This window comes from Methylobacter sp. sgz302048 (genome assembly GCF_052162025.1).
Lineage (GTDB): Bacteria > Pseudomonadota > Gammaproteobacteria > Methylococcales > Methylomonadaceae > Methylobacter.
Genome location: NZ_CP197401.1, coordinates 3,081,789 through 3,100,792, shown reverse-complemented (window position 1 = coordinate 3,100,792; position 19,004 = coordinate 3,081,789). Strand labels below are relative to the sequence as shown.

The window sequence follows — 19,004 nt, the reverse complement described above, 5'->3', positions numbered from 1 at the left end:
CAGTACATATTCAGTCTGGAGCTAGCGATTGCGTTTGATGATGAAGCCATTTTCAATCTTCTCGAAGCCGACTTTGGGGTAATACGCCATGGCATCAGGCGCCGACAAGAGGATAAGCGCTACTTCATCACTGATAGCGGCACGGATACGGGCAATAAGCTCACGCCCGATGCCATGTTTCTGGTAAGCCTTAGCCACGGCAAGGTCGGACAAATAGCAACAATAACTGAAGTCAGTCAGAGCGCGGCATACCCCGACAAGTTTGCCGTCGTGCCAGGCAGATAGGCAGAGGTCGGCATTGGCAAACATACGCTCGATCCGAGCCAGATCGTTGGTGGGACGGCGAATGCCGGAGGCGTCAAAAACCGCAGCTACTTCAGCGGCAGCCAGAGGGAAATTGTGGCGGTATTCAATTACAGACATAGAAGCATAACTTAAGGTTGACCCATATAGCATGGCGGCTTCGGCCAGCCCATAACCGGACGTCCTGAAAGAGCCATAAATTACATTCAATTTGAGGTAAAAACGGAGCGGAACTCTAACACCGCCTTAACGTCCAGGACAAGCGTTTTTTTGCCATGTATTTAGTCAATCGACTGCATGGCCCGGCATACAGATAGCATTAATCTTCTTGTAAATTTGTTGAATAAATCTGTTTGTCCAATATGGATACCGTAGATCGACTAATGTTGGTTGCTGGTTATTTTCGGTTTGCGTCTGGTTTGCCGATATCGCCATTCCCGATCGGATTTTACAGAGCAAAATCATCTGTTTTGAGGATTGATGCCAAAGGGCTTTTTGAGTTATTGAAGAGGCTTTGAATGGCTGTAAAATCCGATAGAAATTTCATGATAAATGATTAAAATTATTGTGTTTTTCTGTTAAAATATGAATATATTCATAATGATGGGTATCAATATCTGCTTGTTTTTCTCTGCACTCAGAGAACCTAAAAAACGGCAGAAAACAAAGGCAATTTTTTCGAATTAGTGAGCTTACAGATGTGATTCAATCCATAGATAAGAAATCGGTTCAAATTATGAGTATTTTCATGATTTGAGGTTTCTAATCTTCCTTTGAGAAATTTCATGCCAGTTGAATTAGCGGATAAACAACGGCGGGCGGTCTGCGTCGTAGAAACCGCTTTGCTTAATGTCGGCATTAGCGGGCGTTCGGTGTGTGTCGTTGTCGATAAATGGGCGTTTAGCTATAGCTGTTACAGCGGCGAAAACGCTAACGTTGGCGTATTTGTGTCTGCTCCGGTCGGGGCGGATGTCGAGCCGTACTTTGTGACGGGTAAAACCATTGTGGAGGCCGTAAAAAATATGATTGATTCAATCAAAGGCAGGGTGAATGGCGCCAAATCGGAAGTGTTCGAGTCAGCGCCATTCTAGTAGGTGTTTCCTATGTGGCTCAGGGTAGCCGCCCTGGCTCACATTTTCCTAAATTCGCACGTTAGGAGCTGAAAGATTATGTCAACTCAATCAATAAATCAAGTTAAGCCGTTGTTTTGCTTCGAGTCAATCATTGCCAAAACAAGGCAGAATGACGATTGGGCCGCAATCGAAAATTTCGCCGTCGGCATTGTTAAGCCGTCATCAGTGCGGCGATTGGGTTTGGGGATATACCAAAGCCGATCGTTCGGCAACGGCCATTTTTAATCGAGGAATATTAAGCAAATTGGCGGGGCTTGTAGCCGCTTGCTCCGCTGTATTATTTATTTCGCACAGTTAGGAATAGTATTTTATGTATTCATCAACCCAATTAGTTGACCAGGCAAAGCCGGTCAAAAATGAACATAACCCATTGCCGGTCATTTCCGCGAACCCGCTGGATCTGCCGGCCGATACTTTCAGAGAAGGTCTGGACCGGCGCAGGGCCAATCGCGCCGTGCTTATGGCATGGGTGCACGATGCTCTGGTGGAAGGCATCGATTACGGCAGAGTTCATGTTGTCAGCCGCAGCAAATGCCATGCCGGCAAGGATTGCAGAAATCCGGCGCATTTTAGCAAACCCAGCCTGTTCAAGCCCGGCGCCGAGAAAATCTGCGGCATGCTGGGATTGACGGTTCGGTATCCGACCTTGCCGGATTATGAAAAGGCCGCGCTCACGGGCGCGAAACTGAGCCAGATCATTATCCGTTGCGAGATCCTGGACCCTTCCGGCCGTGTAGTGGCCGATGGAGTAGGAGCCCGTCTTCTTGCCCAGGATTACGGTGATATTAACAAAGCGCTGAAAATGGCCGAGAAATCGGCCCACATCGATGCAACGCTGAGGATGGCGGGCTTATCCGAAGTCTTCACGCAGGATATCGAAGATATGATGCAGCGCCGCGCAGAAGAAAACGCCCAACTGCCTGAGATTGAACCGGACAGCAGTGTTCAGCTCATTACCGAGGATCAGCATCGGCAGCTTGAAGCCAGGATTGAAGAGCTGGGCCTGGATCGGGACAGAGTTAAAAACTGGATGATTAAGGCTTCGAAGAAACGCTTCGCCGACTTTGAAGAACTTGACCCGGAATTTTACCAGGTCCTTTACCGCAAGCTTGATCAGTTTGCGAGGTCGGCACAGTGAGCCGTTTGACTCTCTATCAGTTGAGCGCCAATTACCTTGAAGCGCTGGACGCCTTGACCGATCCGGAGGCCGATCTTCCGGCTGAAGTCGTTAACGGCACGCTGGAAGCGTTAAGCGGCGAACTGGAAGACAAGGCGATCAACGTAGCCAAATTCCTGCGTAACATGGAAGCCACGGCCGAGGCGATTAAAAATGCCGAGGCGGATATGAACAAGCGCCGGAGAATCTTGGAGAGCCGCGCTAAATGGCTGAAGGATTACCTGAAAGGCAATATGGAGCACACCGGCATCAGCACAATTGAATGCCCGTACTTCAAACTGTCGATCCAGGATAATCCATCGGCCATTCATATCGTAGATGAAAACGCGATTCCGGACCAGTTCAAGGAACCGGTTACCACCTGGAGAATCAATAAAGCCGCGATCAGGGATGCGATCAAAGCCGGCGAAACGGTGCCCGGCGCTGAACTGGTCAATAGCACGCGCCTGGCTATCCGATAATCTTTTCCCATCGATATCAGAGCCGCTTCGGCGGCTTTTTTTGCTTTCCTTATGAATATATTCATATAATGTCGCGTTTCACTTAGGGTTGGCTATCCGATGCAAATTGGCGACATTATAAAGCGCAAGCGACTTGAACTGGGTTTGGTCCAAAAAGAGCTTGAGGTTCGTTCGGGCGTAACCCAATCGATGATCAGCAAGGTTGAAGGCGGCAGCGCCGAAAATGTGTCCATTGATGTGCTCAGGCGATTGGCCAAAGCCTTAAACTGCACTTTGGTGGATTTGCTCCCCGAGGCCGATAAAAAGAAAAGATGATTTTCCAAAAATGGAGATAAAGGCCAATATCTTCCACTAGCGTCTATTTTCTTTTTCGGCGGTTGAACAGGCAAACTGTGTAAGTCCTGCTCGATGTCATTGTAAGCGCTGCCCGAACCGCTCAAGGCGTAGAATCCAGCTTCCCTTGATATCCGCAGACACCAGTATTCGCTGGGCCTGTCCGATCAGCAGATGACGAGGCACAAAGCCAAAATAGCGAGAATCTGCACTGTTGTCGCGGTTGTCGCCAAGCATCAAAAAATTTCCTTCGGGAACTTCCATTGGGCCGAAAGTGCTTTTAGCAAACAGGCCTGCAAGCAGCTGAATTTGCCGCTTGTTCTGGCCAGAGGTTTCAGTTAAACGTAATGCCTTGATGCCGCCGCCTTCATTTGGCTCCCACAATGCTTTCGGTTCACTGTATTCGGCGGCCTTGCCATTGATGAACAGAATCTCGTCCCGCATTTCAACCCGGTCGCCCGGCAGGGCGATAATGCGTTTGATCAGTCGTTTACCGTCTTTGGGCGATGAAAAAGTAGCAATATCCCCGCGCCTTGGCTCACCAATGTGCGCAACGACGATATCCGTCAGCGGGAGCTTGAAATCATAGGCAAGACGGTTCACAAAAACAACGTCTCCTTCAAGCAAATTGGGGCGCATTGAACCCGATGGAATTGTATTCCAATCCGCAATTGCTGTGCGGAAAAAAACGAAGCAGAGTAAGAAGGCGATGAAGCCTCCATTGTCTTTGATCCAGTTTCGCATAATGCTCCTGATTAATGAAATTGTATGAGTGACTAGCTCTTAAATTCAGTTGCCGTGCCTCGCGCCGGCCGCATTAAGATGCGGCAATAAAATTATATTCCATAGGCTGCATTTGGGTCTGGACTCTATCACTGCCAGGGGGCTGAGACAAGCGTTTTTATAAACCCTTTTTATTAGTGAGCGCCATTAATGGGATATTTCCCGGCCGAAGGGCGACTATGCAATTAAAAGCCTTAAATACCGGCCAAGCCCGCCGACTTTGAACGTTATAATTGGTAGTGGAATTTTTAGCGGTTATCTGGAACTTTATGGTTCCCGGGAAAATCTTTGCCTGTAATTACAGAGACTGATCCTATGCAGTTAAATTCTTAGTGAAAATCGATAAACTTCAGAAAAGACCGTGTTTTGATTTTCGAAAAAATAGCGATACAAAAAGTTAATAGTTGATACAATCGAACAATTGGGATTCTTGGCCAAAAGCTGAGATTCACCGTTTTATCAGAGTTAAAAACAATAATAAAATCATTAACTATGAGGCAGCACTTAATCAAGTAATTCCCTTGATATCTGTCCTTTCCATTGATAAGCGTTGTACTTTTAAAAACTAGCAGATTTCGATTTATAGTCTTGTAGAGGTGTTTATATGTGTCAAGCTAGTCATCAGGTTTCATTCGGTTTCAATGAGCAGACTTTTCCGGCAGGACTGCACATCTGTTATTTGTACAATAATGAAAATGAGCGGCGGCGTACTATCGCGGAATTTGTCCAAAGCGGACTGGCTGCCGGCGAAAAAGTCGCCTATCTTGCAGATATTCCCTCCACACCTTCCTCAAATGAAATGGGTGAATGCCTTTCTCAGCTAGGAATTTCGCCTCCCGGCAATATTAAACCGGAACAACTGATTCTGGCTCAGGCGGAGACATCTTATTGTCCCGATGGCACCTTTATGCCGGAACGCGTGATTGATCATTGGCGTGCGCTTTATAGGCAAGCCCAGCATGAAAGATTTGCGGGAGTACGCATGACTGGAGACACGAGCTGGCTGTGCAAGGGCATGCCCGGCGCTGAACGCTGGGTCGAATACGAAGCGATGCTTAACACTCTGGTGGAAGAATATCCTGTCCACGGCGTTATCTGCCAGTATGACGTTAACAAAATAGACGGTGCGACTCTTTTTGATGTGCTGAATGTTCATCCCATGATGATCGTAGCCGGACAAGTTGTGCATAACCCCTATTATCAACGACCTAAAAAACATAATGTGTTAGCTTCCGCATCATAAGAACGGATTTTTTTGGGTTTCGGTTAGCAGACGGTATTTCCACATGCCAAATCATTGTTTTATAGCCAGCTTTATCCATGATGACTACTCAATGTAAAGCCGAAGTTCTTGGCAAATTATTTGTTATTCCCGGCACCTTGTGCATTCTTCCGGACCAAAAGACCATTGTTGATTTTGTCAATAAGGCGCTGAATCGGATAGTGCCGGGGCTGGCGGCGGTATATTTCTGTTTGGAAGGCACCGTGAAGTCGACAATTTCGGAGCCCCTCATAAACTGCTCCGAGTGTGCCAACAATTGGGACATGCCATTTGATATTGTCGGGCTTTGCTCGATGGAGCAGGTGAGCTTGCGTCGCCTGCCGCTACGTACCTCATCAAAATTATATGGTTTTTTGATTTACTCGATTGAGAACTTTGATGAGTTTTTGCCTTACGAACCTTATATAGCGAATCTTGCCAATATCGTCGCTGTGGAACTGGAAAGGCGTTCACTGGAATTGACAAGGCGGACTGTCCAGGATCAGCTTCATCAGGTATTGCAGGAACTGGAATCTGAAGTCGTTGACCGTACGGCTGAGCTGGCTCAGCGCAATGCTGAACTTGAGAAGGAAATTCAGTCCCGGAACAGCCTGGAAAAAGCGTTGCGTCTCAGCGAGGAGCGATACCGATCCTTGGCTATTGCCACCACACAAATTGTATGGACCACTAATCCTTTGGGCGAAGTTGCTGAAGATATACCTAGCTGGCGGGCATTTACAGGCCAAAACGAGGCTGAAGTCAAAGGCCATGGATGGATCAATGCCGTTCATCCGGAAGACCGCCATAATACTATGATGCGTTGGTTGCAGGCTGTGAGGACATGCTCCATGCACAACGCAGAGTATCGCTTGCACAGGCATGACGGCGAGTATCGCCATATCTCTGAGCGCGGGGTGCCGGTATTGGAAGCGGATGGAACGGTCCGGGAATGGATAGGAACCTGCACGGATATCACTGAACAAAAGTTGGCGGAAGAAGCGCTTCAGAAGTCTCACGAAGAGTTGGAAATTCGTGTGCGGGAGAGAACTTCTGAGCTTGCGCATACCAATGAAGTGTTGAGCAACGAGATTGCCGAAAGAAAACGGATGGAACAGGCGCTACGCGAAACCGACCGCCACAAGGACGAGTTTCTGGCGATGCTGGCCCATGAACTGCGCAATCCGCTGGCGCCCATCCGTCATGCGCTGCATGTGTTAAAAAAGCAGAATCATCCGGATGCCACGCTTGAATGGGGACATATGTTGATTGACCGACAAGTCACCCATATGGCGCGACTGCTCGATGACCTGCTCGATGTGGCGCGCATCATTCAGAATAAAATCCGCCTGCAAATGGAACGCTGCGATTTAACCGATATTATCGTGCATGCAGTGGAAGACTGCCTGCCTTTGATTGAAGAGCGAAAACATCAGCTCGTGGTTTCCCTGCCGGATGAACCTCAATGGGTGGAAGGCGATGCGACGCGGCTGGAACAGATCATAACCAATCTGCTGAACAACGCTGCCAAATATACAGAGGAAAACGGCAAGATCACGATCAGCGCTGTACGGACCGGCATTTACGTGCTGATACGCGTGGAAGATACCGGCATCGGCATTGCCCCGGATCTTCTTGCGCATGTTTTTGATCTCTTTACCCAGGCCGACCGTTCCCTGGCCCATTCACAGGGAGGGCTTGGGCTTGGGCTGACGCTGGTGCGCCGGCTGGTAGAGAAGCACGGCGGCACGGTCACGGCCTCGAGCGCCGGCATCGGCCAGGGCAGCACCTTTACGGTGCGGCTGCCGCTCTTGCCGGCTAGTCAATTCGCCGTCGAATCAGTGAGCGCTTCTATGGGCAATACATCTGCTTCTTTATTATCCGAGCGCCGCATTCTGGTGGTCGATGACTATGCCGACGCGGCCGAGAGCCTGACCCTGCTGCTGCAGGCGGAAGGGCACGCGGTGGAAACCGCCGACTGCGGCCTGAAGGCGCTCGAGCGGGCGCAGGCGTTCCGGCCGCAGGTGGTGCTGCTGGACATCGGTCTGCCCGACCTGGACGGTTACGAAGTGGCCCGGCGGCTGCGCGCCCTGCCCGAAACGCATGATGCGGTTCTGGTTGCCCTGACCGGCTACGGCCAGACCGAAGACCGCGAACGCTCGCGCTCGGCCGGCTTCAACCACCATTTGCTCAAGCCGGTAAATTTTGAAAAATTATCGGATTTGCTGGCCTCTGCATAACTGGCTGGCATTGCTGTTATTGATTAACTGATGTTATGCACGGGCGGTTTCATCCCGTTTGTCGCGCCAAGTATCGCAGCTTTTGCGGCGGTAGGCTGGGTTGATAAACCCGGCATTTGGCGTCTCCCCATCTTCGTAGGGTACGCATCGCGTACCTCTTGAGGCTTGATTTAGACACTGAGAAGGTACGCGATGCGTACCCTACAGTGGATTTGGCTGGGTAGCGGGCTAGGCTGGATTGCTAAACCCAGCATTTCGGCCGCCCATGCCGGGTTTCCGCTAGAGCGCCAACCCAGCCTACACAGGCTGTTAAAAGCAAGGAACTCGCCTTCGGGTGCAACAACCCCGATTAACACAACCGTCGCGCTAGCGATACTCTGCTAAACCAATCTAACTTCAACTAACTGCGTAACATTCGTTATTAATGCACATACTTGGGAAAGCGTTTCAGGCCGAATACCCACCAGGGGCACAAGTGAATTCGACCCTGCAGAGTGCGTTTGATGAATGTTTCAGCTCACCGCATAGCCTCAGTTAAACAGAGGCGTCTTCAGATTAGAGCAAGGCATTTAGAGTCTGGCTGCTTTTAGTAATGATAAACCTCTATGCGGCTGTCAGTAAGGCCGATAACTTCTCAAAATTTACCGGCTTGAGCAAATGGTGGTTGAAGCCGGCCGAGCGCGAGCGTTCGCGGTCTTCGGTCTGGCCGTAGCCGGTCAGGGCAACCAGGACCGCATCATGCGTTTCGGGCAGGGCGCGCAGCCGCCGGGCCACCTCGTAACCGTCCAGGTCGGGCAGGCCGATGTCCAGCAGCACCACCTGCGGCCGGAACGCCTGCGCCCGCTCGAGCGCCTTCAGGCCGCAGTCGGCGGTTTCCACCGCATGCCCTTCCGCCTGCAGCAGCATCGTCAGGCTCTCGGCCGCATCGGCATAGTCATCGACCACCAGAATGCGGAATTTGGGCATCGGCAACACGGATTTTGCCTGCACGGATTCAATAGCGGAGGATGGCGCCGGTAATGCTGGCAATCGCACCGTAAAGGTGCTGCCCTGGCCGATGCCGGCGCTCGAGGCCGTGACCGTGCCGCCGTGTATCTCGATCAGCTCCCGCACCAGCGTCAGCCCGATGCCCAGTCCGCCTTGGGCATGGGCCAGAGAATGGTCGGCCTGGGTGAAGAGGTCGAATATCTGCGGCAGGATATCGGGAGAGATGCCTATGCCCGTGTCCCGTACCTCGATGACGGCAGAGGAATCTTCCCGCATTACGCTGAGCGTGATTTTTCCGCCTTCGCTGGTGTATTTGGCGGCATTGTTCAGCAAATTGGACAATACCTGCGCCAGCCGAATACGGTCGCCTTCGATCCATGGCGGCGTCGTAGTCTGTGAGATGATCAATTCCTGGCCGCGTGATTCGATCAGAGGGCGGCTGGTTTCAATCGCATTATTCAAAATCTCGGTAAGTTCGAACCTCTCCATATTCAGCCGGATTTTGCCTTGCATGATGCGCGCCACATCCAGCAGGTCATCAAGCAGCCGGGCCATATGAGTCACTTGGCGATCAATGACATTGCGGCTCCATGCCAGCTTGGGATCAGTCGGTTCCAGCATTTTCAGCAACTGCACGGCATTGCGGATGGGCGCCAGCGGATTGCGCAGCTCGTGGGCCAGCATCGCCAGAAACTCGTCTTTACGTCGGTCCGCCAGGCGTAGCGCTTCTTCGGCGCGTTTGCGCTCGGTAATATCGGATGCTACGCCCAGCAGCTTATTACAGCTATTGTCGTCCTCAAATAGCGGAATCTTGACGGTGCTGTACCAGCGGATGACGCCATCCCGACAGGTGACTTTCTCTTCAGGAATAATTTGGGGCTTGCGGTTGCGTATCACATCGAGGTCGTCTTGACGGAAATGAGCCACCTCGTCAGCATCGAAATTGAAGTCCGCATCAGTCAAACCGATCAAGCCTTCCGGATCTGTACCATAGCAGTGAGCCAAGCTATTATTGGCTAAGATGAACCGTCCTTCTTTATCCTTGACGAAAATCATGCTAGGGGCCGCGTCGATGACTTGTCTGAGGAAGGCGCGTTCATGATGCAGTGCTTCTTGAGCCCCTTTGATATCGGTAATATCTTCAGTTGTGCCGAAGGCGCCTAGCAGCGAGCCATGCTCGTCGAATTCCAGTTCAGCCAGTTCACGTACCCATTTGATTTTTTTTCCCACTATCAGCCGGTGCTCAAGGTCGTAGTGCTTGCCGGCAAGCGCCTCTTTCCAGGTTTTGTCGACCAACTCCCGGTCTGCGGGATGGACAGCGTCAAGAAAAGACTCATAGGTCAAAGGCGTGCCTTTGGAGACACCAAAAATTCGATAATTTTCGTCTGACCATTCCAGTATATTTTTGTGAATATCCATGCGCCAACTGCCAACATGAGCAACCGCCTGGGCGCGATTCAGATCGATTTGGCTTTCTCGCAAAGCTTCTTCGACTCGCTTGCGGTCAGTGATGTCCATGCTTACTGTGGCCAGGCTAGCTATTTTGCCGTTTAAGTCCTTTAGCGTGAAGACATTGTAGATAATCCATACGGCTTTGCCGGTTTTAAAGTGCCGCAGGCGGATTTCACTAACATTACGGCCGTTCTTCAATACCATGGGAAAGAACTCATTCATGACGAATTCCTGATCTTCCGGAAAAAAGAATTCTTTGACCGGTGTTTTTAGCCCTTGCTCGAGACTATCCAGACCTACGAGGCGTAAGCCGGCATCGTTGATAAAAAAAGGCATAAATTCCATATCGCACATGCCGATAAATTCGGTGCTGCTTTTGGCGAGTTCAACATATAAGTCCCGCTCCGCTCTTGTTTTATCGCGTTCGGCGATCTCCTTTTTAAGCTGTTCCTCTCGCTCCATGACCTTATGCAATACTCGCTTTTCTCGCTTGTATAAGAGCGAAATCATCAGGCTGAATATTGCGCCTACACTTACTAAAAGTGCAATGCGTAGGACGTCGCTGGATTTGGCAATATAAAGAGATTCGTGAGGCTCGACTAAAAAATAAGCGCTTGCCGCCGCACTCAACAGCGTAGTGAAAAAACCCGCGATCAATCCACCGTGCCAGGCGGCGATAGCAACTACAATTAAAAAGAGCTGCAGCGGCGGTGAGCCTCCGAAAGTGAATTGGAGGTCCTTCAAGATAATCAGGATAGCTGTCACAGCTAATATCGAGATTATATAGACGTTACTGAGAAAAGATTTAATATGAATCATTTTTATCTGTAGCGATCTATATCGTTGTTCATGGGCTTAATCCATTGCATGAGAGCTCCAAAAAATAAGATAGACGAAGTTTAAGTCAATAGGCTTTTAATGTTAATGATGAAAATACTTATAAATTAATCGATGAAGGCGGATGATCATCTTTTCCTTCCATAGTAAAGCCTATGGAAACATGCGATGATAGTCTAACTTGTTTTTACGATCACATTTTTTAAAGTAGAGAATTTTTTAAAGCCCAGGTTCAATGATAAAAAGCATAATCATTGACCAATACAGAAACTGCGGAGAAATTGATGCTCAATAAAGTGATGTTGATAGGCAACTTAGGGGCAGACCCCGAAGTTCGGTATATGCCTTCAGGTGGTGCCGTCACCAGTATTAGATTGGCGACTACTTTTAGATGGAAAGATAAACAGACGAATGAAAGACGCGAAGCCACTGAATGGCATCGGGTTGTATTTTTTAATCGTTTAGCTGAAGTAGCGGGCGAATATCTTAAGAAAGGCAGTCAGGTTTATGTTGAAGGTCGCTTGCAAACCAGAAAATGGCAAGGCCAGGATGGGCAGGATCGTTATACGACTGAAATCATAGCGGAAGAAATGCATATGCTGGGCAGTCGCAGCGGAGGCACTTCCAGTTTTGGAATGGATCAGTCTCAGTCCGGTCACGCCGCACCGCCTTCAAGACCCCAACCGTCCCAGGGCAACGCTCCGTCGATGCCGCCGCCGCCAGATTATGATGATTTTGATGACGATATTCCGTTCTAGCGGGTACCTGAAGCTAGTTTTGTAAATGTCAGCCACATGGTAATGCTAGGAGAATGTGGTGCAGGGTGGTTTCGCCGAACCTTTAGAATGGGGGGAAGACCAGCGATTCCTGATGGATGACTAACCGTATGAAGTCAGGATAGAAACTCGGGGCATTGAGGATGGGATGTGCAGAAAGAACTGAGTGGAACGAACGAGACCTCTACCCGTCATGGTTTAATCTGCCATGTAATCAAAGAAATAAAAAACTTGCTATAAACTAAATTCTTGTTAAGCACTATGAGCCTGTTTCCATCGTGCCCAAGTCTTATTCAGAAGATTTATGCAGCCAAGTGCCTGAAGCCGTTGCTTCAGGCAATACTGTGCGGGCCGTGGCTTTGCAGTACAAGGTCAGCTAGGCCTTTGCCTTTACCATCAGATGTCGTATTGTTTCAACGAATAGTAAATAAAGATGCGTGAAAAAAAAGAAACAATAACACAGGGTCTACCGAGGCCATCCCTAGCCAAAACGCCGACCGGCATCCGGGGGTTGGATGAGATTGTACAGGGCGGTCTGCCCAAAGGCCGCGTTGTCCTGGTAGCAGGAGGGCCCGGCTCGGGCAAGACGTTGCTGGCCATGGAGTTCCTGGTACGCGGCGCCATCGATTACGGCGAGCCTGGCGTCTTCGTAGCTTTCGAGGAAACCGTTGAGGAGTTGAGCTGCAACTTCGTTTCTCTCGGCTTCAACTTGGAGCAGTTGGTGCAAGAGGGAAAGCTGATCATTGATTACGTGCACCTGGATCGTAGCGAGATGGAGGCGACGGGCGAGCATAACCTGGATGGCCTCTTTGTCCGCCTGGGGTATGCCATTGATTCGATCGGCGCGAAACGGGTCGTGCTGGATACCCTCGAAATGCTCTTTGCCGGCCTGCCTAATGAAGGGATTGTACGTGCAGAGCTTCAGCGTTTGTTTCGCTGGCTGAAAGCCCGAGGCGTCACAGCCATTATGACTGCCGAGCGCGGCAATGAGACACTCACCCGCTATGGCATGGAAGAGTACGTCTCCGACTGTGTCATCACGCTCGACCATCGCGTTCACGAGCAGATTTCCACCCGCCGCCTGCACGTACTGAAGTACCGCGGTTCCACGCATGGCACGAACGAATATCCCTTCCTCATTGACGAAGACGGCATTTCCGTGCTGCCGGTCACCTCGATGCGCCTTGATCATGCAGTCTGTACCGATCGCATCTCTACCGGCATCGCAGGTCTTGACAGTATGCTCGGCGGCAAGGGCATCTTTCGGGGCAGCAGCGTGCTGCTCAGCGGCACGGCGGGCATGGGCAAGACCACTTTTGCGGCCTCTTTCGCAGACGGCGCGTGCCGCCGAGGGGAACGCGTCCTCTACCTGCCGTTCGAGGAGGCGCCCCAGCAGATCATTCGCAATATGCATGCCGTGGGTCTTGACTTGGCGCCATGGGTACAGCAGGGCCTTCTGAATTTACATGCAGTGCGGCCTACGCTCTACGGTCTGGAAATGCACTTGGCTAAAATCCATAGGCTGGTGGAAGATTTCCGGCCCAGCCTGGTGATAGCTGACCCGGTGACCAACCTGATAGCCGCAGGGACTCTCGCCGAGTCTGAGGCCATGCTGGCGCGCTTAATCGATTGGCTGAAAAGTCAGCAGATCAGTGCTGTTTTTACCAGTCTGACCCCCGGCGGAACAGCATTGGAGCGCTCCCAAGTAGGCATCTCCTCATTAATGGACACTTGGCTGATGCTCACTGCCATCGAAAGCAGTGGCGAGCGCAATCGAGGCATTCAGATTGTAAAGTCGAGAGGGATGGCCCATTCCAACCAGATCCGCGAATTCCTTATTGGTGATCACGGTATCGAACTGTGCGACGTCTATACTGGCCCGATGGGCGTTCTGACGGGTGCCGCCCGTTTTACCCAGGAGGCGCGGGAAGAGGCGGAGCGCGTTTTACGCGAGCAGGAGATCAAGCACCATCGCAATCAATTGAAGCGCAAGCAAGCAGTTCTTGAAGCGCAGATTGCTGCCCTGCATGCCCAGTTCGAGGCAGAGCGGTCAGAGATCGATCTGGCAATCGCGCAGGCGCAACATCTGGAAACCACGTTAGCAAGTGATCGTGACGAAATGGGCCGTCTGCGTCACGGTGATGCCGCATCAGGCCCTCAGCAGAGCGAAAACTGAACCATGTCAGGCCATCACGAGCATATAGTAAACGAGCCATCTGAAGATGAAGACATATGGCAACTGCGGCTTTATGTGGCAGGACAAACGCCCAAGTCACTGACAGCCTGCGCCAATCTGAATCGGATCTGCGAAGAATATCTCAAAGGCCGCTATAGCGTTGAAGTGATCGACCTACTGGAAAAACCGCAATTAGCTGCAGGTGATCAAATCCTGGCCATCCCGACACTGGTGCGCCAGTTGCCTGCGCCGGTACGCAAGATTATTGGAGACTTGTCCAATACCGAGCGGGTACTGGTAGGTTTGGATCTGCGTCATCCGGAAATGCCCAAATGAAACTGCACCCTACAGAACAGGCGAACGCAAACTTAGCACGGGCCAACCGTGATCACGAAGGCGCCCCCCGTGCATTGACCCATTGCGGAGGCCGCTACAGGCAGCGCCACTGTGCAGGGGAGGGCGCCCTGTTGTTCTCGGCTCGGGCTCTCTTTAATAGCCACCGCGTAGTTGGACCAGCGTTAGCTGGCGCCATGATTCGGCCGTTATCGATAGCGGCCACTGCCAGGCACCGGAACGATCAAAGAACAAGCATAGCATTGCCGTTCATGCCCATGCTAAGCAAGCCGGCCGACACGCTCTCTGGCCAAGAACGCACTCTCATGAAGCTGTATCGCCGCCCGAAACCGGTCCTGGAAAAGGAGGCGCACAGTGAATCCTGACAATAAAAAGAATCAGGAGCTGCTGCTCAAAATCCACGACCTGACGTTGCGCCTGGAGGAAGCGCAAGACACCCTGAACGCCATTCGTGCCGCTAACGTGGATGCCGTAGTCGTCTACAATGACGGTCAACATCGTGTTTATACCCTGGAAGGGACGGATACCATCTATAAACGTCTTTTTGATACGCTGAACGAAGGGATACTGGTCGTTTCTGCCGACCGGACAATCCTCTATGCCAACCGATGGTTTGCAGACCTGATAGGCGTTGCAATGGCTAAAATGACTGGTGCAGACATCGAGCGCTTTGTGCATCCGCTCCATGCAGCAGATTTTGCGGCATTGCTTGAAAGCGCTGAGGAGAAACCTCACCGCGACGATCTGTCCATGATCCGCGCCGATGGTAGTTTGATACCCGTAATGTTGGCGATCAGTCCTGCCCCTATCGGAGGAGTTGAAGCGGGTTATGCCGTTGTGGTTAACGATCTAACAGAGTTGCGCCAGGCGCAGGATGCTCTGAGCAAGGCCAATGAGGAACTGGAGGCGCGCATTGAGGCACGGACTATGGAACTGCAATCTGCCAATATTGCGCTTGAAGCCGAGATTGCCAAGCGCATGCACATTGAGGAAGCGCTTCGGAACGAGGATCGGCGAAAGGATGAGTTTCTGGGCATGCTGGCTCACGAGCTGCGCAATCCCCTGGCCCCGATCCGCAACGCCGCGCAGATCCTGAAACGTCCGGATCTGGACGAAACGCGGCTGGCCTGGTGCCGCAATGTCATCGACCGTCAAGTCGAACATTTAGCGCGTCTGGTGGATGACCTGCTGGATGTCTCGCGCATCAGTCGTGGCAAAATCGAGCTCAAGAAGGAGTCTCTTGCAGTATCGGCTATTGTGCAGCGGGCCATGGAAATCACTCAGCCCTTGATCGAAACTCGCCGTCATGAACTTACGGTACAACTGCCGCCTGAACCGGTCATCGTTGAAGGCGATCTGGTCCGGCTGGCGCAGGTCGTCTCGAACCTGCTCAACAATGCGGCCAAGTATACCGATGAAGGCGGGTCTATCTGGTTGACCGTTGAGCATGTCGGCAATGATGTCTTCATCCGAGTCCGTGACAACGGCCGGGGCATTGCGCCTTCGGCGCTGCCGAACCTGTTTCAACTGTTCTACCAGGTGGACCGTACCCTCGACCGTTCCGAAGGCGGGCTGGGCATTGGCCTGTCGCTGGTCAAAAGCCTAGTGACCATGCATGGGGGTGACGTCTGGGCTACCAGCGCAGGCCGGGGCCAAGGCAGTGTATTCATCATTCGCCTGCCTTGCCTGCCGCAAGCCTCAGTCGTTTCGGTTTCCTCTCCGACAGCACTGAAGCCGGCGGAAGGGCCTCTGCGCATTCTCGTCGTCGATGATAACCGCGATGCTGCTCAGAGCCTGTCTGTGCTGCTGACTGGCGAAGGGCATACTGTAAGTTTGGCCTATAGCGGACCTGCGGGCTTGGTCGCCGCACTGACTGAGCGGCCGCAGGTCATACTGCTCGATATCGGCCTGCCGGGCATGGATGGCTATGCGGTGGCTCGAGCCCTTAGAGAACATCCCGAGCTAAGAACGACGCAGTTGATCGCGTTGACCGGCTATGGACGGCAGGTTGATCGCGAACAGGCGCGAGCTGCCGGCTTCAATGGTTATCTGACCAAACCGGTTGATTTTGAGGCATTACAGCGCGCTCTGGCTCAGCCATTATTTCCCGGTCCGATACTACCCGGCTAACCTTGGCATAAACCCAAGTCCTTAGAGCTTATTCAATATCTCCGCAGCAACAGCGCCAGGAAGGCCAAATTGACGAACTGTAAGCTGGTACTGAGCAAGTAAGTAGGGCGGTTTCGCGCAGCAAACCGCCATTTCAAGCAGGCCGGCTGCATAGCGGAACATTACGGCTTCAAGGCTCCGCTTGTTGGTGGCTTGCCAAGCAAGGCAAATCCACCATACGAAACATCCGCCATATGGCTATACCACTTAAATTATTCTCTATCCATTAATTCTCGATACTTTTCAAACAAACTAATAGCTGCTGGATCATCGTCTATAAGTCGTTCATAAAAAGAAGAGTCTTTAGACCATTCTTCAAATACTATCGAAGGCCTCACGGTTCCATCTGGATAAGTTATTGTTGAAAGTTTCCAATATGATGATAGACGTCCATCAGTGATATTAAATAGCTCTGCTGGATATGGAGTTGGATACTCATCATCTGCATCTAAACATAGATAGTACCAAGGAGCGTTATCCCTAAAAAGTATGCCGTAAACACAATACTCTGTGTCTCTCTCTAAATATAATTTCCCATCAGATAAACGAATATATTTTTTTAAACGCTCTACTGTTGAATTATCATTCAGTTCGAAAATATTGTTAACTTTACATAACACCTTCATTTTTTTCCCTTATGCCTGCTTCTCTGACTGACTCATATCTATGTATATAGTCCGTACTATGTTTTTTAAACTTGAAGTCCATCATGTCCCCTGTAATTGGGTCTCTTACATAATGAACGTTAGATTTTTTACCACCGTTTGAAATAGTTTCCAGTTCCATTTTTTGCATTCCTGCATATTTCGGATCATTAAGATTATCTATTTTCACAATTCCTTCACCCCGTTTAGCAGCGTCTAAAGTCATCTGGTCTTGTATGCTTTTAGGAAGGCGACTTATTACATTACCAAATTTATCTGTCTCTACACTCTTTGCAACATTTGAACAATCCTTTCCCGTCAATCCTAACGGGTCAACCCAATTGACCGGATTAACCGCATACTGGAACAGATTCACGCCACCGGCCAGGCCAATCGGGTCCTGGTGGATGAACCTGCCGGCTTTGGGGTCGTAATACCGGTTCAGATTGTAGTGCAGCCCGGTTTCATCGTCGTAATACTGGCCCTGAAACCGCAATGGGTTGTCGATCTCGGCCACATCGGCCAGGGCCAGCGAACCATAGGCCCGGTAGCGGGCCGACCAGACGATTTCGCCGGCCGCATCGGTCAGCTCGCGCGGTATGCCGAGGTGATCCAGATGATAGTAATAGACCTGTGAGGCCGCACCGCCGGCCTGATCGATGCAGGCCAAGGGCCGGAAGCTATCAGGCTCGAACAGATAGGTCCGGCACCGTTCCGCCCGGGTTTCCTGCAGCAGCCGTGCCCCGTCATAGATGAAGCGCGTTTCGCCGTTGGGCGTCTGTTTGGCGGTACGCCGGCCCAAGGGATCGTAGCGATACTGGCTGACGCCATTGGGCGTTTCAGGGCCGTAGGATGCGCTGAGGCACGAAGCGCATCGTTCGAGTCATTCACTTACATGGCTATCGAAATTGCCGGAATGTCCCCAATTCATCGGATAAACGCCCTGATCAACGTATCGATGAAAACTCGAATGCGGCCAGTCGACAACTTTTCGTACATAGCCATGCTTGACAGGATTCCAATGGATGTAATCCATGTGGTTGTTAAAATCGGCTTGGTCGCATAATAAACGCGCCCAGAATCGGCGCTGCCACAAACCGCGTTCCCGGCGCTTGCTCCGGCTTGAGGAAATTCTCTCGCCTTGCGGTATGGCACGAGAAAAATGACCTTTGAGCAGATTCCAGCGCATGGAAAAATCCCCATCCCCAGGTGGCAATGTCCAGATGCAGTGCAAATGGTCAGGCAGGATAACGACCGCATTGATCCGGTAAGGTTTGCGCTCCTTGACGTAACGAAAAGCGGCTCTCAGCAGATTAATCTTTTCTACCAAAAGATAATTATTCCGGCGTTCGACAAGATTCACGGTGAAGAACCAGGTTGAGCCAGGAATGTAGATCCGGCGGTAGTCAGTCATTGGTCTGCCTGATGATGCTCGAACGATGCGCTTCATGCCTCAGCGCATCCTATGGCTCTGAAGCACGAAGTGCATCCTATGGCTCTTTTGTCATTCTTGATCCATAAGTTGTCGATACTTATTAAACAAGTCCATAGCCTCGTAATCGCCTTCAATAAGTCGTTCATAAAAATCTGGAGACTTAGCCCATTCATCAAATACAAGTGAAGACAAAATCTCTCCTTCTCCCTGATCCACTGTAGATAACCTCCAATAAGATGATAAATGGCTTTCTATAATTTCAAAAAATTCAGCGGCAAAAGGTTTTGGATATTCGTCATAATCTTCAGAGCAAATATAATACCAAGGGCTATTGTCCCAAAAGACTATTCCATAAACGGTATATTCCTTGCCAATTTCAAGATCAATTTCTCCCTCTGGCATGCGGATATATTTTTTTAATCTTTTCAACAGTCTTTCATCCGACAAGCTGTTTAGATTATTTATTCTACAAATTACTTTCATGGT

At 50.7% G+C, this 19,004-nt stretch carries 18 protein-coding genes; 11 read left to right on the top strand and 7 right to left on the bottom strand.

The features are described 5' to 3' along the window. Nucleotides 1-21: 21 nt before the first annotated feature. Nucleotides 22-423, bottom strand: coding sequence for a GNAT family N-acetyltransferase (locus tag ACTNE6_RS13885; RefSeq protein ID WP_442497162.1), 402 nt, complete (start codon nucleotides 421-423; stop codon nucleotides 22-24). 665 nt (nucleotides 424-1,088) lie between these two features. Here ACTNE6_RS13885 and ACTNE6_RS13880 point away from each other — a divergent pair. The 4 genes from ACTNE6_RS13880 (at nucleotide 1,089) to ACTNE6_RS13865 (ending at nucleotide 3,389) form a co-directional block, all read left to right on the top strand. Then, nucleotides 1,089-1,394, top strand: a complete 306-nt coding sequence (locus tag ACTNE6_RS13880) for a hypothetical protein (protein WP_442497161.1) — start codon at nucleotides 1,089-1,091, stop codon at nucleotides 1,392-1,394. A gap of 352 nt (nucleotides 1,395-1,746) precedes the next feature. Then, on the top strand, nucleotides 1,747-2,574 hold the full coding sequence (locus tag ACTNE6_RS13875; protein WP_194971298.1) for a hypothetical protein: 828 nt from the start codon (nucleotides 1,747-1,749) through the stop codon (nucleotides 2,572-2,574). Continuing rightward, a complete protein-coding gene (locus tag ACTNE6_RS13870; protein ID WP_331816915.1) occupies nucleotides 2,571-3,074 on the top strand; it encodes a siphovirus Gp157 family protein in 504 nt (167 codons plus the stop codon). Before ACTNE6_RS13875 ends, ACTNE6_RS13870 begins: the two co-directional genes overlap by 4 nt. Nucleotides 3,075-3,173: 99 nt before the next feature. Next, on the top strand, nucleotides 3,174-3,389 hold the full coding sequence (locus ACTNE6_RS13865) for a helix-turn-helix domain-containing protein (RefSeq protein WP_434484063.1): 216 nt from the start codon (nucleotides 3,174-3,176) through the stop codon (nucleotides 3,387-3,389). Between the two features lie 96 nt (nucleotides 3,390-3,485). Here ACTNE6_RS13865 and lepB read toward each other — a convergent pair whose 3' ends face one another. After that, complete coding sequence (gene lepB / locus ACTNE6_RS13860) at nucleotides 3,486-4,151, bottom strand: signal peptidase I (protein WP_194971295.1); 666 nt, start codon at nucleotides 4,149-4,151, stop codon at nucleotides 3,486-3,488. A 643-nt stretch (nucleotides 4,152-4,794) separates the two neighbouring features. On the opposite strand from lepB, the gene ACTNE6_RS13855 reads away from it, so the two are divergent. Both ACTNE6_RS13855 and ACTNE6_RS13850 read left to right on the top strand, forming a co-directional pair. Continuing rightward, nucleotides 4,795-5,433, top strand: a complete 639-nt coding sequence (locus ACTNE6_RS13855; protein WP_442497160.1) for an MEDS domain-containing protein — start codon at nucleotides 4,795-4,797, stop codon at nucleotides 5,431-5,433. A gap of 77 nt (nucleotides 5,434-5,510) precedes the next feature. After that, the gene (locus ACTNE6_RS13850; RefSeq protein WP_442497159.1) at nucleotides 5,511-7,688 is read left to right on the top strand and encodes a hybrid sensor histidine kinase/response regulator; all 2,178 of its coding nucleotides are present in this window, start codon (nucleotides 5,511-5,513) and stop codon (nucleotides 7,686-7,688) included. A 603-nt stretch (nucleotides 7,689-8,291) separates the two neighbouring features. On the opposite strand, the gene ACTNE6_RS13845 is transcribed toward ACTNE6_RS13850, so the two are convergent. Continuing rightward, nucleotides 8,292-10,946 carry a PAS domain S-box protein gene (locus tag ACTNE6_RS13845; protein ID WP_442497158.1) on the bottom strand — a complete coding sequence of 885 codons (2,655 nt, stop codon included), beginning with the start codon at nucleotides 10,944-10,946 and terminating at the stop codon, nucleotides 8,292-8,294. Between the two features lie 302 nt (nucleotides 10,947-11,248). Here ACTNE6_RS13845 and ssb point away from each other — a divergent pair, with 302 nt between their 5' ends. The 5 genes from ssb to ACTNE6_RS13820 all read left to right on the top strand — a co-directional run bounded on the left by ssb (nucleotide 11,249) and on the right by ACTNE6_RS13820 (nucleotide 16,400). Beyond that, nucleotides 11,249-11,722, top strand: a complete 474-nt coding sequence (ssb, locus tag ACTNE6_RS13840) for a single-stranded DNA-binding protein (protein WP_442499700.1) — start codon at nucleotides 11,249-11,251, stop codon at nucleotides 11,720-11,722. Nucleotides 11,723-12,173: 451 nt separating this feature from the next. Beyond that, nucleotides 12,174-13,916, top strand: coding sequence for a circadian clock protein KaiC (kaiC, locus tag ACTNE6_RS13835; RefSeq protein WP_442497157.1), 1,743 nt, complete (start codon nucleotides 12,174-12,176; stop codon nucleotides 13,914-13,916). A 3-nt stretch (nucleotides 13,917-13,919) separates the two neighbouring features. Next, entirely contained in the window at nucleotides 13,920-14,252 is a 333-nt protein-coding gene (gene kaiB / locus ACTNE6_RS13830; protein ID WP_194972122.1) for a circadian clock protein KaiB, read from the top strand. Further along, nucleotides 14,249-14,635 carry a hypothetical protein gene (locus tag ACTNE6_RS13825; protein WP_442497156.1) on the top strand — a complete coding sequence of 129 codons (387 nt, stop codon included), beginning with the start codon at nucleotides 14,249-14,251 and terminating at the stop codon, nucleotides 14,633-14,635. The genes kaiB and ACTNE6_RS13825 overlap by 4 nt, the downstream gene beginning before the upstream one ends. Beyond that, nucleotides 14,625-16,400 carry a hybrid sensor histidine kinase/response regulator gene (locus tag ACTNE6_RS13820; RefSeq protein WP_442497155.1) on the top strand — a complete coding sequence of 592 codons (1,776 nt, stop codon included), beginning with the start codon at nucleotides 14,625-14,627 and terminating at the stop codon, nucleotides 16,398-16,400. The genes ACTNE6_RS13825 and ACTNE6_RS13820 overlap by 11 nt, the downstream gene beginning before the upstream one ends. A 251-nt stretch (nucleotides 16,401-16,651) precedes the next feature. On the opposite strand, the gene ACTNE6_RS13815 is transcribed toward ACTNE6_RS13820, so the two are convergent. From ACTNE6_RS13815 to ACTNE6_RS13800, 4 genes are all read right to left on the bottom strand, one after another. Further along, nucleotides 16,652-17,065: a hypothetical protein gene (locus tag ACTNE6_RS13815; RefSeq protein ID WP_442497154.1), complete on the bottom strand. Its 414-nt coding sequence runs from the start codon at nucleotides 17,063-17,065 to the stop codon at nucleotides 16,652-16,654. Then, nucleotides 17,049-17,885, bottom strand: a complete 837-nt coding sequence (locus tag ACTNE6_RS13810) for an RHS repeat domain-containing protein (RefSeq protein WP_442497153.1) — start codon at nucleotides 17,883-17,885, stop codon at nucleotides 17,049-17,051. Before ACTNE6_RS13810 ends, ACTNE6_RS13815 begins: the two co-directional genes overlap by 17 nt. An 81-nt stretch (nucleotides 17,886-17,966) precedes the next feature. Beyond that, nucleotides 17,967-18,497: an REP-associated tyrosine transposase gene (locus ACTNE6_RS13805; protein WP_442497152.1), complete on the bottom strand. Its 531-nt coding sequence runs from the start codon at nucleotides 18,495-18,497 to the stop codon at nucleotides 17,967-17,969. Nucleotides 18,498-18,587: 90 nt separating this feature from the next. Next, nucleotides 18,588-19,001: a hypothetical protein gene (locus tag ACTNE6_RS13800; protein ID WP_442497151.1), complete on the bottom strand. Its 414-nt coding sequence runs from the start codon at nucleotides 18,999-19,001 to the stop codon at nucleotides 18,588-18,590. Nucleotides 19,002-19,004: the final 3 nt, after the last annotated feature.